The 26,381-nt window shown below is 72.8% G+C and carries 22 protein-coding genes; 8 read left to right on the plus strand and 14 right to left on the minus strand.

Annotation, left to right across the window (positions count from 1 at the left end; translation table 11 throughout):
* The 3 genes from KIK08_RS01660 to KIK08_RS40800 form a co-directional block, all read left to right on the plus strand.
* On the plus strand, nucleotides 1–237 hold a 237-nt coding region (locus KIK08_RS01660), incomplete at its 5' end, for a hypothetical protein (RefSeq protein WP_214401149.1).
* The gene (locus tag KIK08_RS01665) at nucleotides 234–1,115 is read left to right on the plus strand and encodes a metal ABC transporter permease (RefSeq protein ID WP_214401150.1); all 882 of its coding nucleotides are present in this window, start codon (nucleotides 234–236) and stop codon (nucleotides 1,113–1,115) included. The genes KIK08_RS01660 and KIK08_RS01665, both read left to right, overlap by 4 nt.
* A gap of 90 nt (nucleotides 1,116–1,205) precedes the next feature.
* Nucleotides 1,206–2,252: a gamma-glutamylcyclotransferase gene (locus tag KIK08_RS40800; RefSeq protein WP_308257326.1), complete on the plus strand. Its 1,047-nt coding sequence runs from the start codon at nucleotides 1,206–1,208 to the stop codon at nucleotides 2,250–2,252.
* Between the two features lie 86 nt (nucleotides 2,253–2,338).
* Here the strand turns inward: KIK08_RS40800 and KIK08_RS01675 are convergent, their stop codons facing one another.
* Both KIK08_RS01675 and KIK08_RS01680 read right to left on the minus strand, forming a co-directional pair.
* Nucleotides 2,339–2,548 carry a DUF397 domain-containing protein gene (locus tag KIK08_RS01675; protein WP_214401151.1) on the minus strand — a complete coding sequence of 70 codons (210 nt, stop codon included), beginning with the start codon at nucleotides 2,546–2,548 and terminating at the stop codon, nucleotides 2,339–2,341.
* Nucleotides 2,545–3,438, minus strand: coding sequence for a helix-turn-helix domain-containing protein (locus KIK08_RS01680; RefSeq protein ID WP_308257327.1), 894 nt, complete (start codon nucleotides 3,436–3,438; stop codon nucleotides 2,545–2,547). The genes KIK08_RS01675 and KIK08_RS01680 overlap by 4 nt, the downstream gene beginning before the upstream one ends.
* Before the next feature lie 489 nt (nucleotides 3,439–3,927).
* Here KIK08_RS01680 and KIK08_RS01685 point away from each other — a divergent pair, with 489 nt between their 5' ends.
* Nucleotides 3,928–4,155, plus strand: coding sequence for a hypothetical protein (locus KIK08_RS01685; protein ID WP_214401152.1), 228 nt, complete (start codon nucleotides 3,928–3,930; stop codon nucleotides 4,153–4,155).
* Between the two features lie 1,104 nt (nucleotides 4,156–5,259).
* Here KIK08_RS01685 and KIK08_RS01690 read toward each other — a convergent pair.
* On the minus strand, nucleotides 5,260–6,399 hold the full coding sequence (locus KIK08_RS01690; RefSeq protein WP_214401153.1) for an FAD-dependent oxidoreductase: 1,140 nt from the start codon (nucleotides 6,397–6,399) through the stop codon (nucleotides 5,260–5,262).
* Between the two features lie 133 nt (nucleotides 6,400–6,532).
* Between KIK08_RS01690 and KIK08_RS01695 the strand changes: the two genes are divergently transcribed.
* Nucleotides 6,533–8,125: an FAD-dependent monooxygenase gene (locus KIK08_RS01695; RefSeq protein WP_214401154.1), complete on the plus strand. Its 1,593-nt coding sequence runs from the start codon at nucleotides 6,533–6,535 to the stop codon at nucleotides 8,123–8,125.
* 36 nt (nucleotides 8,126–8,161) lie between these two features.
* Here KIK08_RS01695 and KIK08_RS01700 read toward each other — a convergent pair whose 3' ends face one another.
* From KIK08_RS01700 to KIK08_RS01715, 4 genes are read right to left on the minus strand one after another with little or no spacing between them, the layout of a single operon-like run.
* Nucleotides 8,162–8,914: an ABC transporter ATP-binding protein gene (locus KIK08_RS01700; RefSeq protein ID WP_214401228.1), complete on the minus strand. Its 753-nt coding sequence runs from the start codon at nucleotides 8,912–8,914 to the stop codon at nucleotides 8,162–8,164.
* A 38-nt stretch (nucleotides 8,915–8,952) separates the two neighbouring features.
* Nucleotides 8,953–9,798 (minus strand): ABC transporter permease, encoded by an 846-nt coding sequence (locus tag KIK08_RS01705; protein WP_308257328.1) that lies wholly within the window; start codon nucleotides 9,796–9,798, stop codon nucleotides 8,953–8,955.
* Complete coding sequence (locus KIK08_RS01710; protein ID WP_250556111.1) at nucleotides 9,795–10,550, minus strand: ABC transporter permease; 756 nt, start codon at nucleotides 10,548–10,550, stop codon at nucleotides 9,795–9,797. The genes KIK08_RS01705 and KIK08_RS01710 overlap by 4 nt, the downstream gene beginning before the upstream one ends.
* Before the next feature lie 14 nt (nucleotides 10,551–10,564).
* Nucleotides 10,565–11,590: an ABC transporter substrate-binding protein gene (locus tag KIK08_RS01715; protein WP_214401156.1), complete on the minus strand. Its 1,026-nt coding sequence runs from the start codon at nucleotides 11,588–11,590 to the stop codon at nucleotides 10,565–10,567.
* 599 nt (nucleotides 11,591–12,189) lie between these two features.
* Between KIK08_RS01715 and KIK08_RS01720 the strand changes: the two genes are divergently transcribed.
* Together KIK08_RS01720 and KIK08_RS01725 are read left to right on the plus strand one after the other, a co-directional pair.
* Complete coding sequence (locus tag KIK08_RS01720; RefSeq protein WP_214401157.1) at nucleotides 12,190–15,369, plus strand: sensor histidine kinase; 3,180 nt, start codon at nucleotides 12,190–12,192, stop codon at nucleotides 15,367–15,369.
* A gap of 107 nt (nucleotides 15,370–15,476) precedes the next feature.
* Nucleotides 15,477–15,857 (plus strand): DUF742 domain-containing protein, encoded by a 381-nt coding sequence (locus tag KIK08_RS01725; RefSeq protein WP_214401158.1) that lies wholly within the window; start codon nucleotides 15,477–15,479, stop codon nucleotides 15,855–15,857.
* 136 nt (nucleotides 15,858–15,993) lie between these two features.
* Here the strand turns inward: KIK08_RS01725 and KIK08_RS01730 are convergent, their stop codons facing one another.
* The 6 genes from KIK08_RS01730 to KIK08_RS01755 all read right to left on the minus strand — a co-directional run bounded on the left by KIK08_RS01730 (nucleotide 15,994) and on the right by KIK08_RS01755 (nucleotide 23,373).
* Entirely contained in the window at nucleotides 15,994–17,109 is a 1,116-nt protein-coding gene (locus tag KIK08_RS01730) for an amidohydrolase family protein (protein WP_214401159.1), read from the minus strand.
* Between the two features lie 2 nt (nucleotides 17,110–17,111).
* Nucleotides 17,112–18,797, minus strand: coding sequence for a chaperonin GroEL (groL, locus tag KIK08_RS01735; protein ID WP_214401160.1), 1,686 nt, complete (start codon nucleotides 18,795–18,797; stop codon nucleotides 17,112–17,114).
* Nucleotides 18,798–18,913: 116 nt separating this feature from the next.
* Nucleotides 18,914–19,294 carry a propane 2-monooxygenase effector subunit MimD gene (mimD, locus tag KIK08_RS01740; protein ID WP_214401161.1) on the minus strand — a complete coding sequence of 127 codons (381 nt, stop codon included), beginning with the start codon at nucleotides 19,292–19,294 and terminating at the stop codon, nucleotides 18,914–18,916.
* A complete protein-coding gene (locus KIK08_RS01745) occupies nucleotides 19,291–20,490 on the minus strand; it encodes an aromatic/alkene monooxygenase hydroxylase subunit beta (protein ID WP_214401162.1) in 1,200 nt (399 codons plus the stop codon). The genes mimD and KIK08_RS01745 overlap by 4 nt, the downstream gene beginning before the upstream one ends.
* A gap of 87 nt (nucleotides 20,491–20,577) precedes the next feature.
* Nucleotides 20,578–21,615 (minus strand): FAD-binding oxidoreductase, encoded by a 1,038-nt coding sequence (locus KIK08_RS01750; RefSeq protein ID WP_214401163.1) that lies wholly within the window; start codon nucleotides 21,613–21,615, stop codon nucleotides 20,578–20,580.
* A 105-nt stretch (nucleotides 21,616–21,720) separates the two neighbouring features.
* A complete protein-coding gene (locus tag KIK08_RS01755) occupies nucleotides 21,721–23,373 on the minus strand; it encodes a ferritin family protein (protein ID WP_214401164.1) in 1,653 nt (550 codons plus the stop codon).
* Nucleotides 23,374–23,716: 343 nt separating this feature from the next.
* Here KIK08_RS01755 and KIK08_RS01760 point away from each other — a divergent pair, with 343 nt between their 5' ends.
* Nucleotides 23,717–25,546 carry a sigma-54-dependent Fis family transcriptional regulator gene (locus KIK08_RS01760; protein ID WP_250556112.1) on the plus strand — a complete coding sequence of 610 codons (1,830 nt, stop codon included), beginning with the start codon at nucleotides 23,717–23,719 and terminating at the stop codon, nucleotides 25,544–25,546.
* Here the strand turns inward: KIK08_RS01760 and KIK08_RS01765 are convergent.
* The gene (locus KIK08_RS01765) at nucleotides 25,501–26,247 is read right to left on the minus strand and encodes a DUF998 domain-containing protein (protein WP_214401166.1); all 747 of its coding nucleotides are present in this window, start codon (nucleotides 26,245–26,247) and stop codon (nucleotides 25,501–25,503) included. The two genes, KIK08_RS01760 and KIK08_RS01765, sit on opposite strands and share 46 nt — an antisense overlap.
* Nucleotides 26,248–26,381 lie beyond the last annotated feature (134 nt).

Below are 26,381 nucleotides of genomic sequence, written 5' to 3' on the forward strand. Positions count from 1 at the left end.
CGCGCGTCGCTGCGCAGGCGCGGTCTCCTCGACGCCGACGGCCGGCTCACCGCCGCCGGCCGGGCCGAGGCCGCCGACCTGGCCGACCGCCGCGAACTGTGGCGGGCCTGGCTCGCCCACGGCGCCGAGGTCCGGCTGCCCGACGCCCGCGAGCCCGACCCGGTCGACCTGCGCGCCAGCCTCGGCGACGACGCCGTCGCCCAGTTGCGCGCCCTCGCCTCGGGGGAGAAGTCATGAGCGACGCGCTGGTGATCGTGCTGGTGGCCGGGCTGGTGGGCACGGCGGCCGGGCTGCTCGGGCCGTTCCTGGTGCTGCGCAGGATGGCCCTGCTCTCGGACGCGGTCAGCCACGCCGTGCTGCCCGGGATCGTGGCGGTGTGGCTGGTCGCCGAGACCCGCGCCCCGCTGCCGGTGGTGATCGGGGCGGCCGCGTTCGCGGTGATCTGCGTGCTCGGCATCGACGCGCTGCGGGCCACCGGCCTGGTCGCCTCGGACGCGGCCATCGCCCTGGTCTTCCCCGCGCTGTTCTCGCTGGGCGTGCTCGGGGTGACGCGGTTCGCCGAGGGCATCCACCTCGACCTCGACTCGACCATCTACGGCGAGCTGGCCTTCGTCCCGTTCGACACGATGTCGCTGCTCGGCGTCGAGGTGATCCGCCCCGCGGTCGTGCTGGCCGTCGTCGTGGCCGTGAACCTGGCCCTGGTGGCGCTGCTGTGGAAGGAGCTCAAGGCCACCACGTTCGACCCGCAGTTCGGCGCGGTCGTCGGGCTGCGCCCGCGGTTGCTGTCGCGGTTGCTGCTGCTCGCGGTGGCGGTGACGGCGGTGGCCGCGTTCCAGGCGGTCGGCGCGATCCTGGTGGTGACGATGCTGATCGTCCCGGCCGCCACCGCGTACCTGCTGACCGACAGCCTCAAGGTGATGGTCGGGCTGGCCGTCGGCGTGGGGTGGGTGGGCGCGGTCGCCGGCCACACCATCGCCCTCGCGGTGGACAGCAACATCGCCGGCGCGATGGGCCTGGTCTGCGCGGCCTGCTTCGTGTTGGCCCTGGTCGCCTCCCCCCGCTACGGTGTCCTCGCCCGGCGCCGCCGACGCCGCCGGGCGCCCGCGACCCCGTGAGCTCAGCGCCGCGCAGCGCGCCCAGCTCGGCAGTCCGCTCCACCAGGTCGACCGCCAGGCGCTGCGCGTCCGCGACGTTAGCCTGGGCGGGTGGTGTGGCCCGACACGGATTTCCCGGCCGATCCCTACCCCGGTCCCGTCCCGCCCGGCTCGTTCGCGCACGTCGACGGGATGGCCCACGAGATCGACGCGGACGGCCGAGTCGCCGGCCTCCCCCTGGACGACTGGCTCGCCGAGCGCGACGCCCCGCCGAGCGCCGCGCGCGTCCCGGTCCTGGCGTACGGCTCCAACCGCAACCCCAGCAAGATCACCTGGCTGCGTAGGGAACTCGGCCTGGGCGAGGACCCGGTGGTCGCGCTGCGGGTGCGCACCCGCGGGGTGGCCGCGGTGTGGGCGGCCGGCCTGCGCTTCCGCGACGGCCAGCGCCCCGCCGTGCTCGCCGCCGCGCCCGGCGCCGTCGAGTCGCACTCGCTGTGGCTGGCCACCGCCGAGCAGATCGCGGTGCTGGACCGCTGCGAGGGCCGCGACGACCGCTTCCGCCTCGCCCGCCTGCGCACCGGCACGGTCGAACTGGACGGCGGGGTGTTCGGCGCTGCCGGCATCGTCGAGGCGCCGTGGTGCTACCTCGGGCACTCCGCGATCCGCCACCCGCTGCTGGTCGACGGCGCCCCCGTGCGCTGCGCCGACGTGCCCCAGGCCGAGGCCGCCGGCCTGGACGGCGAGGCCGGCCCCGGCGACGGCCTGGACGCCGAGACCGTCGTCGGCACCCCGCACCCCGACGAGTGGCCGGCCGCCCTGTTCACCTACGGCCTGCTGCAGCCCGGGCAGTCCGGATGGCCGATGGTGGCCCCGCACGTCGACGGAGCCCCGTACCGGGCACGGCTACCAGGGCAGGTCCGCGACACCGGCCAGGGCTGGCCCGCCTGGCTCCCCGACGCCCCCGGCTCCACCCCCGGCACCCTCATCCCCCTGCGCGACCCGCAACGCCTGCTCCCCGCTCTGGACGAGTACGAGGGCCCCGACTACGAGCGCATCCGCGTGGCGGTCCCGGGGACCGGCACGATCTGCTGGGCGTACGCGTGGCGGGCCCCCGCGCGGTCGTTCCCCGTGCTGGCGGACGGCTGGCCACTGCGCTGACCCGCCCGGCGGACCCCCGTCGATAACCACGTGGTGGTTATAAACAAGGCCATTCGATCACGACAAGTTCGTTCTCGACGGCACCCTCAGCGGCGGAACTCGCCGGCGGTGACGGCGCGGACGAACGCCGACCACTCGGACGGGGCGAACACCAGCGCCGGGCCGGCGCCGTGGTCCTTGCTGTCGCGCACGCCCACCCGGCCGCTGTCCAGGAACGCGACCTCCACGCACGCGCCCTCGTTGTTGCTGTGGCTGCTCTTCCGCCATCGAGCGTCCGGCAGATCCGCGCTGTTCATCGCTCCAGCCTCCTGATGCCCGCCAAGAGGAGGCCCCTGCTGACGGAGCCGTCCTCGTCGCCAACCTCCTGGAGGATATGCCGGAACACCGCCTCGAAGCGCTCAACTTCCTGCTGTTTGTCCAGGTAGAGCGCACCTGTCACACCCTCGATGTAGACGATCGGCGGCTCGACCTCACGCCCACCGCGAGCCTTCGGGAATCGGAGAATGGTGAACGGTCCGGAAGTCACCCCTTCGTGGATTCCGATGGCGAACGGCACGACACGCAACTCGACGTTCGGCAGCTCACTCAGCTCGACCAGCCGCATGAGCTGATTTCGCATCACTCGCGGGCCACCGACAGCGCGATGCAGGATGGCCTCGTTGATCGCGACCGTCAGCGTGGGCCGAGCGGTCACCCGGGTCAGCACCGCCTGTCGTGCCACCCGCAGCCCGACCCGGCGCTCGATCTCGTTCGAGTCCAGATCCGGCTTGTAGGTGGCGAAGATCGTCCGGATGTAGTCGGCGGTCTGGAACAGCCCGGGCACCAACTCGGACTCGTAGAAGCGCATGTCGCTGGCCGCCGCCTCCAGGCCGATGTAGAGATCCAGCCAGTTCGGGATGACGTCCCCGTACGAGTGCCACCACCCCCGCCCCTTCGTCTCCTTGGCCAGCGCCTTCAGCGCCTCGGTCAGCTCCTCGGCCACCCCGTAGATCCGGCACATGGCCTCCACGTCGTGGCTGCGCATCGACGTCTGCCCGGTCTCGATCCGCCAGATCTTCGGCTCCGACCACTCCAGCGCCTCCGCCGCCGCCCGCACCGTCAGCCGGGCCCGGCCGCGCGCATCGCGCAGGTGCCGCCCGAGCTGTCGGCGCGGCACCGTCGAGCCGGTCGCCGCCGTGTCGGTCACCGCCGCTCACCTCGCATGTCCCGGAAACCTTTCATTCGATCTGAAAGACTCGTCCCGCGCGATCTGCAAGGAAATTGGTCCTTCCGAGCGACTGTCGATCGCGCATTCCCGGACAATTCTTGCACGCCCGTCACAGCCGGTGCTGAACTTCTCCACGCATCGCAACTGTCGCGATCGGACAGACCTCGGGAGGGGAACTCGTGACGGCCGGACCATCTGCCAGCTGGATCGCCGAACAGGGAATCGGAACCGCACACAACGTCCCGGACGCGCGCGTTCCAGGACCCTCGCGCTGCTATGCGGCGGGCCTGTGCGGCCGCGTCTTCCTCCCGGCCGCCCTCAGCGCCCCCCTCGGCCGCCCCTGCCCGCTGTGCACCGCGGCCGTCGAACTCGCCGCCCGCCGCACACCCGTACCCCGGCCGGCGCGGAGCGCCCCCACCCTCCGCGCCGGTCGGTCCTCCCGAGCCACGACGTGAACCGAGAAACGACGTGAGCCGCGACGAGGAACGCGCCGCCGAGGCCCGCCGCTCCTGCATCGAGGTCGCGGCCGACTTCGTCGCCGCCCAACCCGACGGCCCCCGGCGCGCGCTGGCCCTGCACAGCCGCCGCCCCGACGGCACCTGCGCCGGCTGCCGGACCACCCCCACCCCCTGGCCCTGCACGACCGCCACCATCGCCCGCCTCGCCGAACTCCCGTCGAAAACGACGTTGTCGTGATCAACAGGCCCTGTTGATCACGACAAGTTCGTTCTCGACGGGACCGGTCGTCCGCGGCGGACACGGCGGGGTGGACGAGAGCGCGCTCGATCGCCCTCCCGCGGCGGCCACGCTCGGCGGCCGAGCTGGACGAGAGCCGCGTTCGTACGGCGGGGCTGGACGAGAACCGCTCTCGTGCGGCCGGCCGCAGCGAGAGAGGCCGTCCTCGCAGGGCTGGCGTGTCCTGGCAGAGCCAGTGGGGACGTCGCAGCGCGCCGGCGGGCTGCGAGGCCACACCTGGTGCTGCGAGGCCACACCTGGTGCTGCGAGGAAACCGGCCGGCCCGACCTCGCAGCACTCGCGGAGAGTCGCAACTCCGGTCAGGTCGGCGCAGCGCTGGTGAGGGACGTCGCAGCGCTGGCAGGGTGGTCGCAGCACTGGTGGAGCGCACGCCAGCCGGAAGCGCGCCCACGCACGCCTGGTCGGCCTCGTCGCAGAGTCCTCATGGTCTTCGCAGGTGCTACGGCGCCTGCGAAGACCTCACCGCCCCTGCGAGGACGCCCCCGCCCCCGGGGCGGGAGCGTCCTCGCAGCGCCGGGTGAGTGCTCGCAGCGCTAGCGGGAGATGTCGCAGCGCTGGCGGGGACGGCGCAGCGCGCCGGCGGGCTGCGAACACACACCCGGCGTTGCGAGCACACCGCGAGGGCTGCGAGCCCGGCCGGCGAGGCGGCGCGCAGCGCCGCGAGCCGAGCCGAGCCAGTAGGCCCGGTAGCGCCCACAGCCCACCCCGAGTGCTCCCCTGCTTGAGCCGAGGTCCCCGCTGGAAGCCCCGCCGGAGGCGCGGTAAGCCGAAGCGTCACTGGGCGACGCGACCAGCCGGCGTACAGGCGCCTTCGGCCCTGTCATGTCCAGGCGAACAGTGGGTCCAGGCGGGTGGGGTCAAGTGCCTCCGCGGCGCGCGACCTCTGATCAAGCAGGGCCCCCTCGCAGGGGTGTGGGCGCGCTACGCGCGCCCCAGGCTCGCGCCTGCGGCGCTCACCCACGCCCGCTTCGCGGGCGACACGGCCGCACGAGCGCGGCTCTCGTCCAACCTCGCGGGTCCGCGGCCCCGCCGCCTCCGGGACGGTCAGGGTTCTGCGTAGAGCCAGTCGAGGAACCGGTAGTCCCGCGGGTCCCGGTCGCGCAGCAGCACGTTGCGCACCACCCGGAACAGCCCGTCGCAGTGCCACAGCTCGCCCCAGTCGTGCACCCGCGTCTGCACCAGCGTCGCCCGGGGGATGCGCTCCTGCTCGTACTCCCGCAGCGCCGCATCCCAGTCCCCGGGATGCGCCGCGACGCGGTCGGCCAGGCACTGGGCGTCCTCCAACGCCTGGCACGCCCCCTGCGCGAAGTACTGCAGCATCGCGTGCGCGGCGTCCCCGGTCAGCGCGAGCCGGCCGTCGACCCAGCGGCGGATCGGTGCCCGCTCCCGCACCGGCCACGTCCGCTCGCGGTCGAGGTGGGCCATGGCGTCGAGCACCTGCGCGCACGAGCCGGCGAAGGCCTCGTCGAGCTCCTCGGGCGTGCCCCGCGTCGTCGACGTCCGGAAGACCGCGACCTGGTTGAAGATCTCGCCGCGGCGCAGCGGGTACTGCACGAGGTGGCGGTCGGGTCCCACGTAGACGACGACGTCGTCGAGGGTCAGCCCGCTGGTGTCCAGCTGGGAGACCGGCAGCACGCCGCGGTAGGCCGTGTAGCCGGAATCGATGGCGTGGTCGTCGCCGAAGTAGCGGCGCGCCCCCGAGCGCAGCCCGTCGGCGGCGATGACGGCCCGGCCCCGGTCGCGGCGCCGGGAGCTCACCGCCTCGGCGTAGCCGGGGCCCTGCTCGACGTCGGTGACGGCGGCGGCGGTGACCAGGTCGACGCCGGCGGCCCGGCAGGCCTCCAGCAGGATCGAGTGCAGGTCGCCGCGGTGGATCACGATGTAGGGGGCGCCGTAGCGGCGCTCGGCGTCGACGAGGTCGAGGTGGGTGAGCTCGGCGCCGTCGACGGCGTCGCGCATGACGAGCCGGCGCGGCACGACCCCGCGGGCGACGACCTCGTCGAGCAGGCCCCACGAGCGCAGGATGCGGGTGGCGTTGGCGGCCATCTGCAGGCCGGCGCCGAGCTCGCCGAACCGGTCGGCCGCTTCGAGGACGCGCACCCGCCGGCCGGCGCGGGTGAGCGCGAGGGCCGTGGACAGGCCGCCGATGCCGCCACCCACGACCACGGCGTCGACATCGGGCATCGGCCACCACCTCGGTGCGGGTCCCACCGGTGATCGTCCCCACGGTACCGACAGCTTCGCCCGAACACAGCAGCAAGATCGCATCGCCGCTCGGCCGTCACGCCGGGTGCGGGGCAGCGAATAGGCTGCGGGCGTGTACTCCGCCGACGCCGGGACGTCGCCGCCCCCCTCGACCACCGTCCTCATCTCCGGGGCGGGCCCGGTCGGCCTCGCCGCCGCCGTCGAACTGGGGCTGCGCGGGGTCGAGTGCACGCTCGTCGAGCCGCGCGCCACGGTCTCCCGGTCGCGCCCCCGGGCCAAGACGATCAACGTCCGGACGATGGAGCACCTGCGCCGCTGGGGCCTGGCCGACCGGCTCCGCGCGGCCGCGCCGCTGCCCGTCTCCTTCTCCCAGGACGCCGTGTTCTGCACGTCGCTGAGCGGCCACGAGCTGTCGCGGTTCACCGGGATCTTCGGCATGGTCGCCGACGGCGACCGGTTCGCCGAGCTGGGCCAGCAGGCACCGCAGTACCTGCTGGAGGAATTGCTGCGCGAGGTCGTCGGCGAGATCCCGGCGTGCACCCTCGTCACCGGGCACTCGGTCGTGGACCTCGACCAGGACGCCGACGGCGTCCGCGTGGCCGTCGAGGGGCCCGACGGGGCCCGCAGCACCGCCGAGGCGCGGTACGTCATCGGCTGCGACGGCGCCCGCAGCGCCGTGCGCGACGCCATCGGCTCGGCCTACGTCGGCGAGCACGCGCTGCGCCCGAACTTCGGCATGGTCTTCCGCGCCCCCGAGCTGTGGGAGCACGTGCGGCACGGGCCCGCGGTGCACTACTGGACGGTCAACGAGCAGGCCCCCACGCTGATGGGTCCGCTCGACCGGGACGGCACCTGGTGGGTCATCGCGTTCGGCGTCGACCGGGAGTCGGGCCTGGCCGACCCGCAGCGCATCGTCGACGGCCTGGCCGGCGTCCCGGTGCCGGCCGAGGTGCTGTCGACGGACCCGTGGACGGCGCGGATGGAGCTGGTCGACCGGGCGCACCGGGGTCGGGTCTTCCTGGCCGGCGACGCCGCCCACCTCAACCCGCCCTTCGGCGGGCACGGCTTCAACACCGGCCTCGGCGACGCCGTCGACCTGGGCTGGAAGCTGGCCGCGGTGCTGGCCGGGTGGGGCGGGCCGGGCCTGCTGGACAGCTACGAGGCGGAGCGGCGGCCGATCCAGGAGAAGATCATCGAAGCGGCCGTGCGGAACATGCGGACGCTGTCGTCCGAGCTGCTCACCGACGACCTCGACGACGACGGCCCGGCGGGCGAGGCCGCCCGGCGGCAGGCCCACGAGCGCATCCAGGCGACCAAGGCGTCCGAGTTCCACGCCCTCGACCTCGTCCTCGACCTCGGCGTGCACGGCTCGCCGGTGGTGGCCGCCGACGCGGGCGGCGGCGACGGCCCGCGCGCGGGCGAGCGCCTCCCACACGCCTGGCTGGACGACGGGCGCTCGCTCTACGACGTCCTCGGGCCCGACCACACCCTGCTCGTGCGCGTCCCCGACGGGGCAGCCGACGCGCGGGCGGTCGCCGAGGCCTTCGCGTCGCGCGACGTGCCGCTGGCGGTCGTCGAGCACGTCGACGGCAAGCCCGGCCCGGCCCTGCTGCTGGTGCGCCCCGACCAGCACGTCGCGTGGCGGGGCGACACCGCCCCGGCCGACCCGGTGGCCCTCGCCGACCTGGTCAGCGGGCGCGGGTGAGCACCACGGCCACGGCCGTGGTGCTCACCCGCGCCATCAGTGCTTGAGCAGGCGGGCGACCTCGGTGCGCAGCTCCACGAACTGCGCGCTCCCCCGGGTGGTGATCTGGTCGCGCTCCGCGGGCAGGTCGACCGGCAGCGTGCGGACCACCCGCGCCGGCGACTTCGACAGCACGAGCACCCGGTCGGACAGGTAGACGCTCTCGTCGATGTCGTGCGTGACGAGCAGCACGGTCATCCCGTGCTCCGAGCGCACCCGGCGGACGAGGTCCTCGAGGTCGGCCCGGGTCTGCGCGTCCACCGAGGCGAACGGCTCGTCCATCAGCATCAGCGCCGGCCGGTAGGCCAGGGCCCGGGCGATCGAGACCCGCTGCTGCATGCCGCCGGAGAGTTGCCAGGGGTACTTGGCGCCCTGGCCCTCCAGACCGACGTCGGCCAGCGCCTCGGCGACCCGGGCCCTGCGCTCGGCCCGGCCGACCCGCGACCGCAGCGGGAAGGCGACGTTCTTCTCCACGCTCAGCCACGGGAACAGCGAGCGGCTGTAGTCCTGGAAGACCACCGCCAGGTCGTCCGGGACGCCCTTGACCCGGTCGCCGTGCAGCACGACGTCGCCGGAGGTCGGTTCGTGCAGGCCGGCGATGGCGCGCAGCAGCGTCGACTTCCCGCAGCCCGACGGCCCGACGATGCAGACCAGCTCGCCCGCGCCGATCTCGAAGCTCACGTCCTCGATGGCCGCGGCGACGCCGGGGTCGTCGCCGTAGCGGTGCGCCAGGCCGGAGACCCGCAGCATCGGGGTCGCCGCGCCCTCCTTCCGGAGCGCATCGGACGTCACTTCCGGCCCGGCTGCCACCGCAGCACCCGCCTCTCCACGACCAGCAGAACGCTGTTGAACAGGTAACCCAGCACGCCGAGCAGCACGACGACCGCCCACATGGCGGGGAAGTCGAACGAGCTCTTGGCGATGTTGAGCTGGTAGCCGAGCCCGTCGACGGCGCCGAGCAGCTCGGAGATCACCATCAGGATGAGCGCCAGCGACAGGCTGACCCGCAGCCCGGCGAACACCTTGGGCAGGGCCGCGGGCACCACCACGCCGAACACCCACTGGCGGCGCGGCAGGCGGAACGCCCGCGCGGTCGCGTACTGGGTGGGATCGACCGAACGGGCGCCGTCGACCGAGTTGAGGATCAGCGGCCAGATCACCCCGAAGACGATCGTGGCCACCTGCATGGGCGTGCCCAGGTTGAACACCAGCAGGAACACCGGGGCCAGCACGGGCGGCGGGATGGCCCGGAAGAACGCCAGCAGCGGGCCGACGTAGTCGAGGGCCTTCGCCGAGCGCCCCAGCGCGATGCCGAGCGTGACGCCGACGACGACCGCGATCAGCCAGGACCCGAACATCCGGCCCAGGCTGGGCAGCAGGTTGTCGATCGCGACGTCGGTCAGCAGCGGCCGGCCGGACTCGCCGACCAGCCACCCGTCCCAGACCTGCTGGGCGATCCGGCTGGGCGGCGGGAAGAACGCGCTGGCCGCCGACGCCGCGGCCACCTGCCAGACCGCGACGGCGGCCACGAACACGGCCCACCGCTGGGCGAAGCCGGCCAGCCAGCTCGTCGTCCTGCGGCGCCCGCGGGCCGGTGTGGCCCGCTCCCGCACCGCGTCGACCGTCGCGGTCACCGGCCCACCTCCTCGGACCAGCCGAGCCACTGCCGCTGCGCGCGCTCCAGGCCGAAGTTGACCACGTAGCCGATGATGCCGGCGGTCAGCGCCCCGGCCAGTACGACGTCCATCGCCCCGCCACCGCTGCGCGCGATGGTGATGAACTGCCCCAGCCCGCCGCCCTGGCCGCCGGTCAGCAGTTCGGTGGTGACGACGACGATGAGCGCGATGGCCGCCGAGAGCCGGATGCCGGTCATCACGAACGGCGCGGCCGAGGGCAGCGCGACCCGCCGCAGCACGGCCATGCGCTTGAGGCCGAACGAGCGGGCGGCCTCGATGCGCTGCGGCTCGATCTCGCCCAGTGCGTAGACGGTGTTGAACAGGATGGGCCAGACCGAGGCGTAGACGGCGAGGCTGATCTTCGAGCTGGGCCCGCTGCCCAGCAGCACGACCGCCAGCGGGATCAGCGCGACCGAGGGGATCGGGCGGAGGAACTCGACGAGCGTCTGCGTCGCCCGGCGCAGGAACTCCACCTGGCCCAGGACGAGGCCGACCGGCACCGCGATCGCGGTGGCCAGTCCGATCGCGATGAGCCAGGCCAGCAGCGTGGCGAGGACGTCGGCCCGGAACGCCGCGTCGGAGGCGACGAGCTCGCCGAGGCGAGCACCGACCTCCGACGGCGGCGGCAGGAACTCCCGTCTGACCAACCCGGTGCGGCTGACCAGCTCCCACAGCGCGAGGAAGCCGACCAGCCCCACCAGTCCACGCATCCAGCGCGGCATGCTCAGCCAGCCGCCGGGAGGCGGTCGAGGAGCGGAGCGACGTCGACCGGCGCGGGCAGCACCTCGAACTGCAGCATCAGGTCGGCCATCCGCTGCAACCGGGTGGCGTCCAGCGAGGTCAGGTAGTTCGGCAGCGAGATGAGCGCCGCCGTCGGGGCGTCGATCTTGGTGTAGGTCGGGAGGGTCTGCTCCACGATCGACCGGTCGGACAGGTCGGCGATCGCCTTGGTCAGCGCCCGCTGCACGGCGGCCAGCGTGTTCGGGTTCTCCTCGGCGAACTTCGCCGTGGTCACGCCACCCGAGTGCGGGATGTCGGCGGTGGGCCCGGAGGCGACGTCGAGCAGGTTGACCGCGCCCATCGCCTTGGAGGCGCCGGTGATGAACGGCTCCACCATGACCGCGGCGTCGACCTGGTTGTTCTGCAGGGCCGGCAGCATGTCCGGGAAGGCCATGTCGACGAGCTGCACCTGGTTGGCGTCCACGCCGTTGGTCTGCAGGGCCGACCGCACCAGGATCTCGTTGACGCTCTTCAGGGTGTTGATCGCGATCTTCTTGCCGACCAGGTCCTGCGGGGTCTTCACCGGCGAGTCCGGGCGGACCAGCATCACGAAGTTGTTCACGCCGGCAGCGGCGCCCGGGTAGACGATCTTGAACTCGCCGACGCCCTGGGCGGTCGTCCCGAGGACGGTCGGCCAGTTGTTGTACGCCATGTCCAGCTCGCCGTTGAGCAGCGGCGTCGTCGCGGCCAGACCACTGGGGAACGGCACCAGCTCGACGGTCAGGCCCTCCTCGGTGAAGTAGCCGGCGTTCTGCGCACGCGCGATGGCGACCGAGTCGGCGATCGGCAGGATGCCGAACTTGATGCTGGTCTTCTCCAGGCCGTTGGCGCCCTGCTCGCCTTCGGCGGGGGCATCGGAGCCCCCGAGGGCGCTGCAACCGGCGACCGCGACGAGCAGAGCGGCGGTGCCCATCGCGGCGAGACGGCTGCGGAACCGGCCGCGCGGCCTGCGGACGGGGGACACTGACATCGGGGGGCTCCTGTCACGCGGCCGGGTGGGAGCCGGCCTCTATCTCGGGTCTGGGACGCGGCCGGGCCGCGATCGTCGAACGGCAGCCTCGGTCGTCGGCCGGTCGACGCTGACTCGACCCCGGCGCGCACGAGGCGCCGGGAACATAACTGACCTCTTCTGGTGCAACGCCTGTTCGTACCGCAGAGTCACTGCGATCCACCAGACAGGCCGACGATCAGCACCTCGAATGGCGTAGTTGTGCCAGCCGTCCGACGCCCGACGAGCAACCGCAACCACTTGCCGAATGGCCCTTCGACCGGCTTCTCCAGGTGACTGTATGCTTCCGCGCCGTGCGTCCAGAAGAGTGATGCGTACTCCCCCCTACGCTGCGCTCGCTCTCCGATTACCGACCGAGAGGGCTACATGACGTGAGCATCCAGGCCGGATCTCCTCCTGGAGCCACAGGTGGCTACCCCTTGTCGGGCCGTCCCGGCAGCGGGTACCCGTCGGGCCCAGAGCAGCCCCCAGCAGCCCCGAGTGCGCCGCCGCGCCCCCCACGCAGCGGTAACACACAGTGGCGACTCCGGAACTGGCGCCTGCGCACGAAGCTGATCGTCGTGCTGCTCGTGCCGCTGGTCCTGGCCGGCGTGCTCGGCTGGCTGCGCGTCGCCGCGACCTCGCAGTCGGCCTCCGACCTGAACGCGCTGGTCGACCGGGTGGCCCTCGGTCAGCAGGTGTCCGAGCTCACGCACCAGCTGCAGAACGAGCGCAGCGAGGCCGCCAAGTTCGTCGCCTCCGACCGCCGCGAGTTCCGCCCCGACCTCGACGACCAGATGGCCCGGGTCGACCAGACCGTGGGCGTGGTGACGAACGCCTCACCGGACGACTTCGGCCCGGCGGCCTCCCGGCTGGCGCGCACCGCGCAGATCCGCCTGCAGAGCCTGCCGGCCCTGCGCGAGGCGGTGCTCGACACCCGCTACCCGACGGCGCAGGTCAACGCGTCCTACACGCAGCTCATCGACGCCCTGCGGGCGCTCGGCCGAGCCGTGTTCACCACCCCCGACCTGCAGCTGCGCGCCCAGGCCGACGACGTCGTCCTGCTCGGCGAGGTCAAGGAGCAGGTCCAGCGCCAGCACGCCGCGCTGCTGCCGCTGCTGGTCAACGAGGGGGGCACCACCGCCGACCAGCTGCAGGCCCGCTCGACCGACGCACAGCTCACCGCGGCGCTCGCCCAGTTCGCCGCCTCCGGCCAGCCCAGCTCCCGCGACCTGTACGCGCAGGTCGTCAGCGGCCCCGACGTCGACAACCGCGAGCGCATCGAGACCAGCGCCCTGACCGCGGTCACCATCGGCGCGCCGGTGGTCGACTCCGCGATCGAGTGGGACGACTCGGCCCAGGTCGTGGCCGACCTGGCGCGCGACGTCGAGAGCCGGCTGCAGGAGCAGCTGCGCACCGACGGCGCCGACCTGGCCACCGCCGCGAGCGCGGGGGCGCTGCGCGACGGTGTGATCGTCGCGGTCGCCGTGGTCATCGCGCTGGTCCTGCTGCTGCTGGTCGCGCAGGCGATCATCCGGCCGCTGCGCTCGCTGCGGAACGCGGCGTTCGACGTGGCGCAGACCCGCCTGCCGCAGGCGATCGAGCGCGCGCAGAACGCGGAGAGCCAGGACGTGGTCGCCATCGAGCCGATCGACGTCAACACCCGCGAGGAGATCGGCGAAGTGGCGCGGGCGTTCGACGCGGTCCACGCCGAGGCGGTCCGGCTGGCCTCCGAGCAGGCGCTGCTCCGCGCGAACGTCAACGACATCTTCGTCAACCTGTCCCGGCGCAGCCAGGGCCTGGTGAAGCGGCAGCTGACGCTGATCGACAAGCTGGAGAGCGACGAGCAGGACCCCGACCACCTCGGCGACCTGTTCCAGCTCGACCACCTCGCCACCCGCATGCGCCGGAACAACGAGAACCTGCTGGTCCTCGCGGGCGCGGCCGAGCTGCGCCCGCGCCGGCGCAAGCCCGTGCCCGCCGACGACGTCCTGCGCGCCGCGGTGTCGGAGGTCGAGGACTACCAGCGCATCGTCGTGCGCCGGGCGCCGAACGTCTCGGTGGCCGGCCCGATCGTGAACGACCTCGTCCACCTCGTCGCCGAGCTGCTGGACAACGCCACCTCGTTCTCCCCGCCCGCCTCGACGGTGGTGCTCTCGGCGACGATCGACAACGCCGACTCGCTGGTCGTGGAGATCAGCGACTCCGGCGTCGGGATCGACCCGCCGACCCTGGACATGATCAACCGCGAGCTCGCCAACCCGCCGACGGTCGACGTCGCGGTGTCGCGGCGCATGGGCCTGTTCGTGGTCGGCCGGCTGGCGCAGCGCAACGACGTGCGCGTCCGGCTGCAGCCCGCCTCCTCCGGCCAGGGCCTGGTGGCCGTGGTGTCGGTGCCCAGCATGTTCCTGCTGACCGCGGAGCAGGCCGCCGCGGCGGAGATGGGCACCTCGGAGATGCCGGCCCCCGAGCGCTCGTTCAACGGCGCCGACCACGGCGGGCGCCCGCAGACCGGTCCGCAGCCGCGCCAGCAGGCGCCCCGCCAGCAGGACTGGTCGCTCGGCGGGCCGGACCGCCAGGTCCCGCCGTCGCTGCCGCGGCCGTCGGCGCCGATGGTCCCGGCCCCGCGCCAGGGCAACGACCCGCGGGTGAACGAGTGGGTCGACTTCGAGGTGCCGGGCGCCCGCCAGGCCCCCGGGGCCCCCGACGGCCGCACCGACCAGTACCGGCCCGGCCCGCCGCCGCGCCAGGAGGAGCGGCGCACGGACCAGTACCGGCCGAGCCCGCAGCAGCAGGCCCCGCAGCAGCAGGCCCCCCAACAGTCGGCGCAGCAGTCGGCGCCGCACATGCCGCCGGTGCCGCAGGGTCCGCAGGCGCAGCCGCCGATGCCCCGCCAGCCGCAGTCCGGCACCGACCCGCTCACCGACCTGTTCGAGGCGGTGCAGAGCGGCCCGGCCGAGACCGAGCGCGAGGAGCCGATCTACGACGAGGTGCGCTCGTCGTGGTTCAAGATGCGGGTCGGCGGCGAGGACGGCGGGCCGGACCAGCCGCCCGCCGGCCAGCACGGCCCGACGCAGAACGGCCCCGCCCAGCAGGGTGGGCCCGGCAACGGCCGCGGCCCGGGCCGGAACGGCAACGGGCACGGCGGCAACGGCCAGGGTGACAACGGTCACGGCGGCAACAGCCAGGGCGGCAACGGCCGCACCGCCCGTCCCGCTCCCCCGACCGCCCTACCGGCCGCTCCCTCGGCCCCGGTGCCGACCGGCGCGTCGCAGAGCGGTGGGAACGGGTCGACGGACGACGCGCCCCCGGCCCCCGCCCCGGCGTTCGCGCCCGCCCCGTCCCGCGCCGCGAGCCGGACCCCCGCCCGCACCCCGGCGCCGAGCTTCGAGCCCAACCGGCCGGCCGAGACCCCCGCCGGGGTACAGGCCGCCGAGGAGGCCCCGCTGGACTGGGGCCCGGTGGAGAACGGCTGGCTCGCCGCCCGCCAGTTCTCCGAGCTGGTCAAGGAGCACCTCACCGAGAGCGGGCTGCCCAAGCGCAACCCGCGGTCGCGGCTGATCCCGGGCTCGCTCGGCGGCGGCACCCCGACGAACGGCGACGAGCGGCCCGAGCGGCCGCGCGACGCCGAGGCCGTCCGCGGGCGCCTGACGGAGTACCAGCGCGGCCTGCGCCACGGCCGCTACGCCCAGGCCGCCGGCGAGGAGCCCGACATGGCCGAGCAGCACGCCGGCGGCCAGCACGGCGGGGGCTCGCAATGACCGCCCCGAGGACGAACACCGCGACCGGGGGCAGTGGACGCCGCCGCAGACCGTCCGCATGCGGACGCCAGCCGCGATGACCGGGGAGCACGAGGGGGGTCGGCCCGGTGGCTGACGACTTCGACGATGACGCCGATGCCGTCCCCCTGGTGCGCCCGTACAGCCGCACCGGGGGCCGGACCCGCGCCAACATCGAGTTGGCGATCGAGACGCTGATCTCGACGACCGACGCCGGCCGGGCCCGCGTGGCCCACATGGACGGCGCCCACCAGCCGATCGCCGAGCTGTGCCTGCAGTCGCGGTCGGTCGCCGAGGTCTCGGCGCTGCTGCGCATCCCGCTGGGGGTGGCCAGGGTGCTGGTGTCGGACATGGTCGGCATGGGCCTGGTCGTCGTGCACCAGACCACCAGCAGCGCCGACGCCGACCCCGCCGGCCGCCCGAGCTTCAACCTCATGGAGCGCGTGCTCGCCGGCCTCCGAGCCCTCTGACCCACCCTCTCCCCTCCCCGCACCCCCGTCCCGTTTGTCGGGAAAGCCACCATCAGGACGTCGGGTGTCCTGATGGTGGCTTCCCGACGCCCCTCCGGGGGAGGGAGCCCGGAGGGCGGGGCGGAGCGCGAGGGGGTCAGGCCCCGGCGGCGACGGATGGGACGGGGGCGGTGGGGAGTGCGGTGGGGAGTGGGATCCGGTAGAGGCGGGCGGCGTTGCCGCCCAGGACGGCCGCGACCGCGGCGGCGTCCCACCGCGGGAAGCGGGCCACCAGCTCGCCCGGGAACCGGTAGGCGGCCAGCTCCCGCACCAGCCGGCCGGGCCGCACCATCGGGTAGCCGCTGCCGAACAGCAGCCGCCCCGCCCCGAACGCGGCCAGCAGCGCCCCGAACGCGTGCGCGAACCCCTGCGATCCGGTCCAGGGCAGGATCTCCGACAGCACGACGTGCACGTTCGGCATGACCGCCAGCTCGCACAGCCTGCGGGTGGGCAGGCAGCCCGCCCCCAGCACGAACCGGACCTGCGGCAGCGCCGCGGCCAGCTCGCAGAACTCCCCGGTGTCGAAGCCGGGCGGGGCCACCCTGGCCTCCGCGCTCGCCCGCACCGGCCGGGCCGCGCCGGCGCGCACCGGCTCGGCCCACCGCGGCACCACCGGCGGGCGCACCCGAACCGGCGCGCCCGGCGGCTCGGCGTGCCGCCACGGCGCCTGCCGGGTGGACGGGCCAACCCCGATGTGGACGACGTCCGCCCCGGCCGCCGCGCACCGGGCCAGCACCGTGCGCAGCCACGGGTCCCCGAGCGCGAGCCGCCCGGCCGGTCGGCCGCGCTCGCACAGGGTGATCCCGCGCAGGTCGAACCGGCGCACCCGCGGGGTCAGCCCGCGGGCCCCCGGCTGGCCGCCGCCGGGGTCCAGCTCGCCGGAGAGCACGAACCGGTCGGGCATCCAGCCGGCCATCTCGGCGTGCCACTCCAGCGGGCTGAAGCCCAGCACGAACAGCTCCCCGAGCACCACCGGCTGCAGCACGGCCCGGTCGACGTAGCCGTCGCCGAACACGTCCCGGTTGAGGCTCCGCTCGGAGACCCGCTCGACCTCGTGCGGCGGCACCCCGGCGCCGTCCAGCTCGCGGTGGCGGCGCAGCAGGTGGATCGCGTAGGACTCACCGGCGGGGGCCGCCTGGTTGTGCGGGCTGGCGTCCCAGATGTGCACCTGGGCGTCGACCACCGGGACGAGCCGGCCCCCGACGGTGTACACCGCTAGCCGACCTGCGGGCCCAGACCCAGCGACTGCGGGGTGCTGGAGTCCGGCGACGGTTGCGGGATGCCCTCGTCGAGCGGCCCGAACTCGGTCATCAGCGCCTTGTTCCAGGGCGTCTGCTCCTCGGCGACCAGCGAGTTCGTGGTCAGGATCAGCCCGGCCGACGAGGCGCCGTTCTGCAGCGCCGAGCGCACCACCCGCAGCGGGTCGATGATGCCCAGCTCGATCATGTTGCCGTAGCGGCCCTCCAGCGCGTCGAAGCCGTGGTCGACGCCCATCTCGGTGACCTGCTTGACGACCTCCGAGCCGTCGTGGCCGGCGTTGGTGGCGATCAGGTGCACCGGCTCGCTGAGCGCCCGGCGGACGATGTCGACGCCGATCTCGTAGTCGCCGGAGACGTCCATCTTGTCCAGCGCGGGCTCGGAGTGCAGCAGCGCCGACCCGCCGCCTGCCACGATCCCCTCGGCCATCGCGGCCCGGGTGGCCTGCAGGGAGTCGTCGACGCGGTGCCGGATCTCCTTGAGCTCGGCGTTGGTCGGCGCGCCCACGGTGATGATCGCGGCCTTGCCGGACAGCCGGGCGATGCGCTCGGTCAGCCAGTCCTCGTCGGTGCCCAGGCTGGCCCTGGCCATCTCGGCGCGCAGCTGGGTCAGCCGCCGCTCGACAGCGTCCTTGCCGCCCTGCCCGCCGATGATGACGGTGTGCTCGTTGGTCGCCCGCACCTGCGCGGCCCGGCCCAGGTGCTCGACGCCCATCTGCTCCAGCGCGAACGACGACGCCTTCGAGTGCACCTTGCCGCCGCACAGCGCGGCGATGTCCTCCAGCAGGTGCACCCGCTTCTCGCCGAAGCCGGGGGCCTGGATCGCGGTGACCTTGATGTGGCCGTTGACGTGGTTGTGCACCAGCATCTGCAGCGCGGTGCCCTCGACCTTCTCGGCCACGATGACCAGCGGCCGGGGGTCGCGCATGATCTTCTCGAGCACCGGCATCAGCTGGCGCACGTCGTTGATCTTCTCGGCGCTGAGCAGGATGTAGGGGTCGTCGAGCTGGGCGGTCATGCTGCCCGGGTCGGTGACCAGGTACGGCGAGACGTAGCCGTTGTCGAACTCGAAGTCCTCGACGAAGTCGACCGAGAGCCCGAAGACCGGCCCGTCGTCGACGTTGATCACGCCGTCGTCGCCGACGGTGTAGAGGGTGCGGGCCACGACCTCGCCGATGAGGTCGTCGTCGTTGGCCGAGATCGCCGCCACCCTGGCCAGCTGCTCCAGGTCGTCCACCGGGTGCGCGACCGTGGCCAGGTGCTCGACGATCGCCGCCACCGCCATGTCGATCCCGCGCTTGACCAGCACGGGGTTGCCGCCGGACGCGATGGCCCGGTTGCCCTCGCGGACGATCGCCTGGGCGAGCACGGTGGCCGTGGTGGTGCCGTCGCCGACGGTGTCGTTGGTCTTGATCGCGGCTTCCTTGACCACCTGCGCGCCCATGTTCTCGAACGCGTTGCGCAGGTGGATCTCGCGCGCGATGGTCACCCCGTCGTTGGTGACCTCCGGCGTGCCGGTGATCTTCTCCAGGATGACGTTGCGGCCCTTGGGTCCCAGCGTGGACTTGACCGCTTCGGCCAACTGGTCGACACCCGCCTTGAGCAGGTCGCGGGCTTCCTGTCCGAACTTCAGTTCCTTGGCCACGGGTCCTCCTGGGGACGTCATCGTCTGCTGCGCGGGAGTGGGACGAGCGAACGCGCCCGGCCGCCGCCGCACGCCGGTTTGCGCGGGCGACGGCCGGGGAACTGCGAGTGGGTGCGCTAGTCGCGCGAGACCTCGGGCGGGAGCATGTCGCCGATGAACTCGGCCGCTTCCTCCAGGTTGCCGAACATGACCGTCCGGTCATCCATGTGGATCATCTTCCCGTAGTGCGTGGACATGTTCTCCTCGAACTCGGAGGCGTCGTAGAAACCCTCCTCCTCGCCGAGCGCCTCGGAGATCTCGTCGTAGACGAAATCCATCCGGCCCACGCAGTCGACCCGGATCATCGACGGCAGGTGGGTCACCGTGACGTTCTCCTGGCGACTCATCACGTCGGCGACGACGACCCCGATCTGGTTGTTCATCAGGGTCACGCCGGCCTTGTTGGACGCCGTGCTGTCGGCCTTGAAAGGGCTCTCGGCGGTCTTGAACCGGGTCACTGCTTCAGCTCCTTCGGGGTCTCGAGTCCGAGGTCGGCGACGATCGCGGCGAACCGGTTCTTGGCCCGGTCCAGGCTGTCCTCGAAGCGCGGCGGCTTCGCGTCGGGCATGCTCCACAGCGGCTGCATGGCCCGCGCCGCTTCCAGGCACTGCGGCACCCAGTCGCTGAGCCAGCCCTGCATGAGCACCTTGTTGTGGTCGGCGAACTCCCGGTCCTGGGTGAGCGGGCCGAAGCAGGCCTGGGTCCAGCGCAGGTCCCGGGCGGAGAAGTCGTGCTCGGCCGCGCCGACCACGGTCGGGGTCACGTAGTCGCCGTTCTGCGCGGCCGCCTGCATCACCAGGTTGCTGCGGAACAGCTCGCCGATCAGCGGCTCGAACACCACGTTCGTGGCGAACACCGACTCGCCCCAGTCGTCGTCGACGGCGGTCAGCTTCTCGGTGACCTTGCGCGCGCCCTGCCACGCCGGGTCGTTGTTCCAGGCGTCCAGGTGCGCGGCGCCGTCGAAGCCGGGGATCTCCTCGGTCAGCGTCATGTTGTAGAGCGCCAGGTCCTGCGCGAACCGGATCTTGTGCATGCTGTTCACCGCCATCGCGGTGTTGTGCATGTTGGTCGGGCCGGAACGGTTGCAGGCGGCGAACACGTAGAGCCCGAGGATGTGCTCGATGTGCATCCAGGCGCCGACGTTGCGCTCGACGAAGCGCACCCAGTTCGGCGTCCACTGCTCGAACGACTTGCCCTCGCGGGCGTTGTCGATGTTCTGGTTGACCTGCCGGACGACGTTCGCGTTATAGCGGTAGAACGTCATCTCCCATTCCTCGTTGGGATCCCGGAACTCGTGCCAACCGTGCGCGGGCCACTGCTTCACCTGCATGCCGCCGCTGCCCGGTCCGCGCTGCGGCTCGGGCTCGTCCACGCCCCAGGCCTTCAGCTTGGTCCAGTGCAGCGGGTAGCCGGCCTCGCCGTTGGCGAAGCCGTAGATCCAGCCCTGGGACAGGTAGTGCCGGGGGTCGGGCTGGACGTCGACGGTGACGTCCTCGTAGTGGGTCTGCTTGCGCTTGGCCGGCTCGTAGTAGTTGTAGCGGCGGGCACCCGGCCCGGAGTCGGGGAACTCGCGGGCCCCCGCCTCGGCGTCGGTGAACTGCGGCTTGGGGACGCTCCGCTCCGGGCGTTCGGTGCCTGCAGTCGTCGCAGTCATGAGTCCTCGCCTTCCTGCTCACGCACTCCCTCGCTGTCGCTCGGTCGGCGCTTCGCGGTGCTCTGTGCCAATGGTTCGTTCGTAAACTCACTCACCGGTAGTGGTGAACTTGTCGTAGAAGATGTTGTCCTCGCGCACTCCGAGCCTGGTCAGAGCCGGTATGGCGGCGTCGACCATCGGGGGCGGGCCGCACACGTAGGCGTCGCGGCCGGCCAGGTCGGGCTCGCACCGGGCGAGCACGTCGGTGATCAGACCGACCTCGCCGGCCCAGTCGTCGGTGTCAAGGGGCTCGGACAGCGCCGGGACGAACCGGAACCCCGGCAGCCGCGCCTGCAGGGCCCGCAGTTCCTCCTCGAAGCACAGGTCGCGGCGCTGGCGGGCGCCGTAGTAGAAGACGGCCTGCCGGTCGACGCCGCGGTCGGCCATCGACCGCAGCAGGCCGAGCACCGGCGCCATGCCGGCGCCGCCGCCGACGAACACCAGCGGCGAGGTCCGGCTCTCGCGCAGCGTGAAGGTGCCGAACGGCCCCTCCACCTCAAGCCGGTCGCCGACCGCCACCTTCGTCGCGAGGAACTCGGAGAACAGGCCGTTCGGGTAGACCTTGATCACGAACTCGAAGACCCCGCCGTCCCGGTCGGGGACGTTGGCCATCGAGAACGAGCGGCTCTCCTCGGTGTCGGGGACGGTGATGTCCAGGTACTGCCCGGGGAAGAACTTGATCTCCGCGGGCTCCACCAGCTTCAGCACCAGGTGGCGCAGGTCGTGGGTGACCGGCTCGTTGGACACCACCTCGGCCACGCCCTTCCGCAGCGGCAGGCCCGACCGGATGATCTCCTCGTCGTAGTTGAGCAGCTCGATGACCAGGTCCTCGTAGGCGTGCGCCCGGCAGAGGAGCGTCGAGCCCTCCTCCTTCTCGTAGTCGGGCAGCGCGAACGTCGAGTACTTGTCGAGCTCGATGTCCTCGCCCTCGAGGACGAACGACTTGCAGGCCGCGCACTGCCCTTCCTTGCAACCGTGCATGAGCTGGACGCCCTGCTCGGCGGCGGCGCGCAGGATCGTCTGGTCCTCGTCGACCTCGATCTCGATGCCGACCGGCTCGAACCGGACGACGTGCTTCTCACCCATCGTGCTGACTCCCCGCCTCTCGCGACGGTCGTGGCTGGACGAGGGCATGGCGGGGGAAGGACCGACGATGGCGTCGTCGGCCCCTCCCCCTCGCCTGACCCGCGCTCAGGCGCTGGTGGGCGCCGGACGGCCGGCGGGGCCCTGCTGGTTGTAGTCGGCCACGTAGGCCGCCCGCTGGGCGTCGGTCATCTCGTTGAACAGGACGTTGGGGCTCTGCAGCGGCGGGCAGCGCCGCATGTGGTCCAGCGTCCACATCTTCTTGGGGTCGAGGTCCAGGTGCGGCTGGGCCGTCATCGTCTTGCCGTCGTCGCGGACGAAGCCCATGTCGGAGACCACGTCGGCCCAGTTCCAGCCGTGGTAGAGGGTCTCCCACTCGCGCTTGCCGACCAGCCGGCCCATGTTCGGGGTGTCCCGGCCCTGGTAGCTCGGGCGGAACGCCTCGACGTCGGTCCAGCGGCACACCTCGTGGCAGTAGGTGCGGTGCTGGCCGTCGACCTCGGCGGTGACCATGTCCTCACGGACCAGGCACGGGACCATGCAGGTCCAGCACCGGGCCGGGTAGACGTAGTCGACGTCCTCGAACACGATCGGGTTGTGCCCGTTGGGCGTGGCCAGCCGGTTGTAGTTCTCCCACCAGGCGCCGTACTTGTCGTACCAGCCCGGGTACTTGTACTCGAACCACTCGAAGTCCGTGTCGGTCATCGCGTCGATGCGCCAGTAGTTGGCCAGCCAACCGGTGGCGAAGAACTGCGCGACCTCGTGGACGTAGCCCTTCTCCCAGATCTGCTTCCACGACTCCTCGATCAAGTCGTGCGGGATGACCAGGCCGTACTTCTCCAGCGGCACCAGGTACGACCGGTAGTAGTCGTCGTAGATCCAGCGGCGCCACATCTCGGCGTAGGACTCGCGGTCCTTGCGCCGGTCCTTGGTGCCGTACTCGATGAACGTGCCGATGGCCGCGTCCACCACGCGGTGGTTGTTCCACCACGCGTAGCGCAGGTCGCGCTCGAGCAGCTGGCGGTTGTCCTCGTCCGACAGCGCCATCAGCAGCGTGGCGTAGCCGTTGGAGATGTGGCGCGACTCGTCGGACTGGACCGAGTGGAACACCGTGGGCAGCAGGTAGTCACCGTTCGCGGCGGCCTCGGCGGGCATCGCCACGAACAGGGTGTTGGTGAACGCCGTCTCGGCGACGATCGTCAGGTAGATGCTGGCCGCGGTGATCGCGTCACCGGTGATGAACCCCTCCGCGAACTGGCGGCCGATGGTGCCGCAGTAGTCGCCCTGGAAGTTGCGCAGGCTGTTGTTGAAGCCGGCCGGGTCGATGTAGTTGTTCATGTACAGGCGCTTGAGGTTCTGCTGGATCGTCGAGTGCCGGACCTCGTCGATCATCTGGATCGCCTGGCCGTTGTGCAGCTCCGGGTTCGGGACCACGTGGAACAGCATCGGCATCGAGCGCGCGGCGGAGATCTCCGGCAGCGGGATGATGGACAGGAACAGCTTCTGCCACTCCAGCCAGCGCTCCTGCACCTGGCGGAACATGTTGCCGCGGATGGCACCGTCGGAGGCACCGTAGACGCGGTGGTCCTTCTCCTCCTGCATGGGGAAGTACGACCGCAGGACCTGCTTGAGCGGGTCCTTCTTCGACGCCTTCCGGAAGGTGTAGTCGGTGCCGTACTTCATGTACGGCTCGTGGTACTGCGGCTCCCAGGCCAGTTCCTGGATCTTCTGATGAGCCTTGGCGAGACTCTGCCGACTCACGTCGTCTCCTCACTGCTGTGGTGTGCCGAGCACCGCTGCGCACGGCGCGGGCGCGCGGAACGGGCGCGTGGTCTGCCCCCTCCGGCTGCCGGTCCGGCGCGGGTGGGCCGGCGGTGGAGGTGGGACCCGAGACGGACGGGCGTCGGGCCGGTGCGCGGGCCGACCGGCGTCCGGATGTCTCGTGCCCCGAATCACACCGCCCCGCCGCAGCTCACGGGGTCTCAATATGAGACTCTGGGCCCCACTCTCGTGCCCTGTTCGGCGCGCTCGGCGGCCGGTACCGTTCTGGACAGCTGATTCCGCAGAGCCGCGGAGCGCCGGCTACGCCGAGGAGGGCAACCAGTTGGTCCGCCCGAACTACAGATCCCACGCCGGATCGTCGCAACGACCCGAGCTGGCCGTCGACGACCTCGTGCGTGCCCGGACCTCGTTCCTGGTGGACCACTCGGTCGAGGAGGGCACGGTCCGCGACACCATCCTCGCCTCCTGGACCAGGTCCCAGGAGTGGGACGTCGCCACCGACGACGTCGAGCTGTCCTGCGAGTACGACTCCGACCCCGACTCGCCACTCGTGCGCGCGGCCAAGCCCGTCATCGGCGACGTGGCCGACCAGCTGGCCACCGAGCCCGTCAGCGTCATCCTCACCGACGCCGAGGGCGTCGTGCTCGCCCGCCGCACCGGCGACTCCACGCTCAACCAGCACCTCGACAAGGTCTGGCTGGCCCCCGGCTTCTCCTACGCCGAGCGCTACATCGGCACCAACGGCATCGGCACCGCGCTGGAGGGCCGCGGCCCCGTCCAGGTCTACGGCCACGAGCACTACGTGGAGAACCTCGCCGACCTGGCCTGCGCCGGCGCCCCGATCTGGCACCCGGTCACCGGCAAGCTGATGGGCGTCGTCGACCTCACCTGCTGGCGCCCCGACGCCGGGCGCTTCATGGCCATGGCGGTCAGCCGCATCGCCCGCCAGATCGAGGGCGCGCTGCTCGACCAGTCCGGCCCCCGCGAGCTCGCCCTCCTGCACGACTACCTCACCGCGTGCCGGCGCGGGCGCGGCGCCGTCCTCGGCGTCAGCCCCGACCTGGTCATGATGAACGACCAGGCGCGCGAGCTGATCGACCCGTCCGACCAGGTCGCGCTCGTCGCCGGGGCCATCGAGGCGCTGAACTCGCCGAGCCGGCTCACCCTCGTCGACCTGCCCAGCGGCTCGGTCGCCCGCGTGCAGGGCCGCCCGAGCTGGACCGAGCGCGGCGGCGCGGGCGGCGTGCTGCACGTCCAGCTCGCCGCCCCCGACCCGAAGCCCGCCGCGCACACCCCGCACGCCCTCCCCCAGCCCGCGCTACCCGCGGCCGTCGGCTCCGGCCTGCGCTGGACGAAGTGCTGCCAGGCGGTCGACCGGCACTTCCAGAACCGCGAGTGGGTGGTCCTGGAGGGCGAGCCGGGCACCGGCAAGACCACCGTCGCCCGCGCCACCCACCAGGCCCGCACCCCCGCCGCGCACCTGCGCGTCCTCGACGCCGACGACTACGGCGCCCGCTGGATCGCCGACATCATCGAGGAGCTGGAGACCGGCGGCGGCACCCTGGTCATCACCCACGTCGACCGGCTGCCCGCCGAGGGCCGGCAGGCCCTCGGCGACGCCCTGGAGCCGCACCGCGAGTCCACCGACCCCGAGCGCCCCTGGGTCGTGGCCACCGTCGACTCCGGCCGCGGCCCCGCCGAGCTGCTGGAGCTGTTCCCCCGCACCGTCCCGGTGCCCCCGTTGCGCCACCACGTCGAGGACGTCGCCGAGCTGGTCCCGCACCTGCTGGCCCGCCTCACCCGCAGCCACGACCTGACCTGCTCGCCCGACGCGCTGCGCGTCCTGATGCGCAACCGCTGGCCCGGCAACGTCGAGCAGCTCTACCAGGTGCTGCGCAAGACCGTCGCCCGCCGCCGCTCCGGCGAGCTGGTCCCGGCCGACCTCCCGGCCGAGGCCCGCGCCGTCACCCGCCGCGTGCTGACGCCGCTGGAGGCCATCGAGTGCGACGCCATCGTCGACGCGCTGCTCGACAACGCCGGGAACAAGGCCGAGGCGGCGCGGCAGCTGGGGATGTCCCGGGCGACGATCTACCGCAAGATCCGCGGCTACGGCATCTCGGTGCCCGGTCCGGAGGCCGGCGGGCGGGGCTGACCCTGGTCGGCGGCCCGGGCATCGGCCAGCAGCCGCAGGCTCAGGGCCGCGGCCCACGTCCAGATGACCGCGCCGCCGGCGAGCATGAGCCGGAAGTCCTGGGCCGGGAACGCCGCGAACCCGAGGACGTAGTACGCGAGCGCGGCGACCACGCTGTAGGCCGCCCACCCTCGCCGTCCGGCGCGGGCGAACCGGCGAGCGAACACCAGGCAGGCCACGCTGAGGGCGACACCCATCCCGACCGGCGCGACGTTGTGCAGGAGGCCGTGCCAGCTGGTCTCGCCCAGGCCGGCGGGGGTTCCGGGCGGGAACCCGTCGGCCGGGTCGGTGCGGAACACCCCGGCCCAGATCAGCGCCACCCCGTAGACGCCCAGGAGGGCGGGCCCCCAGGTGCGCCCGGTCGATCCCGGGCGCAGCACCCGTGCCGTGCCGATCGCGGACGCGACCACGAGCAGGCCGCTGACCAGGAAGTTGACCGTCTGGATCCAGCCCTGCTCGCCCAGGCTCAGCATGCTGAGGGGGTGCCGGCGCGGATCGAACCCGTCGCGGGTCGTCGCCTGCGCCAGGATCAGCAGGACGAACAGCGGGCCGGCGACGACACCGCAGGCGAGCAGGATGCGGGTCGCGCGCGACGGTGCGGCCGCCGCGCGGGCAGCGGGTGGGGACGCGGGGTCGGAGGTGCGGGAGGCGTCTGCGGACATGGGTCGACTCCTGTCGTGGTCGTGCCGGGAAGGGGGTGCGCGGCTGCGCAGCGTGCGGACGCCCGTCGCGCCGTCGGGGCACGACGAAGCAGCCGGCGCGACGGGACACGGCTGACCGCGGCAGGACGCGACGG

It is taken from the genome of Pseudonocardia lacus (assembly GCF_018531445.1).
GTDB lineage: Bacteria > Actinomycetota > Actinomycetes > Mycobacteriales > Pseudonocardiaceae > Pseudonocardia > Pseudonocardia lacus.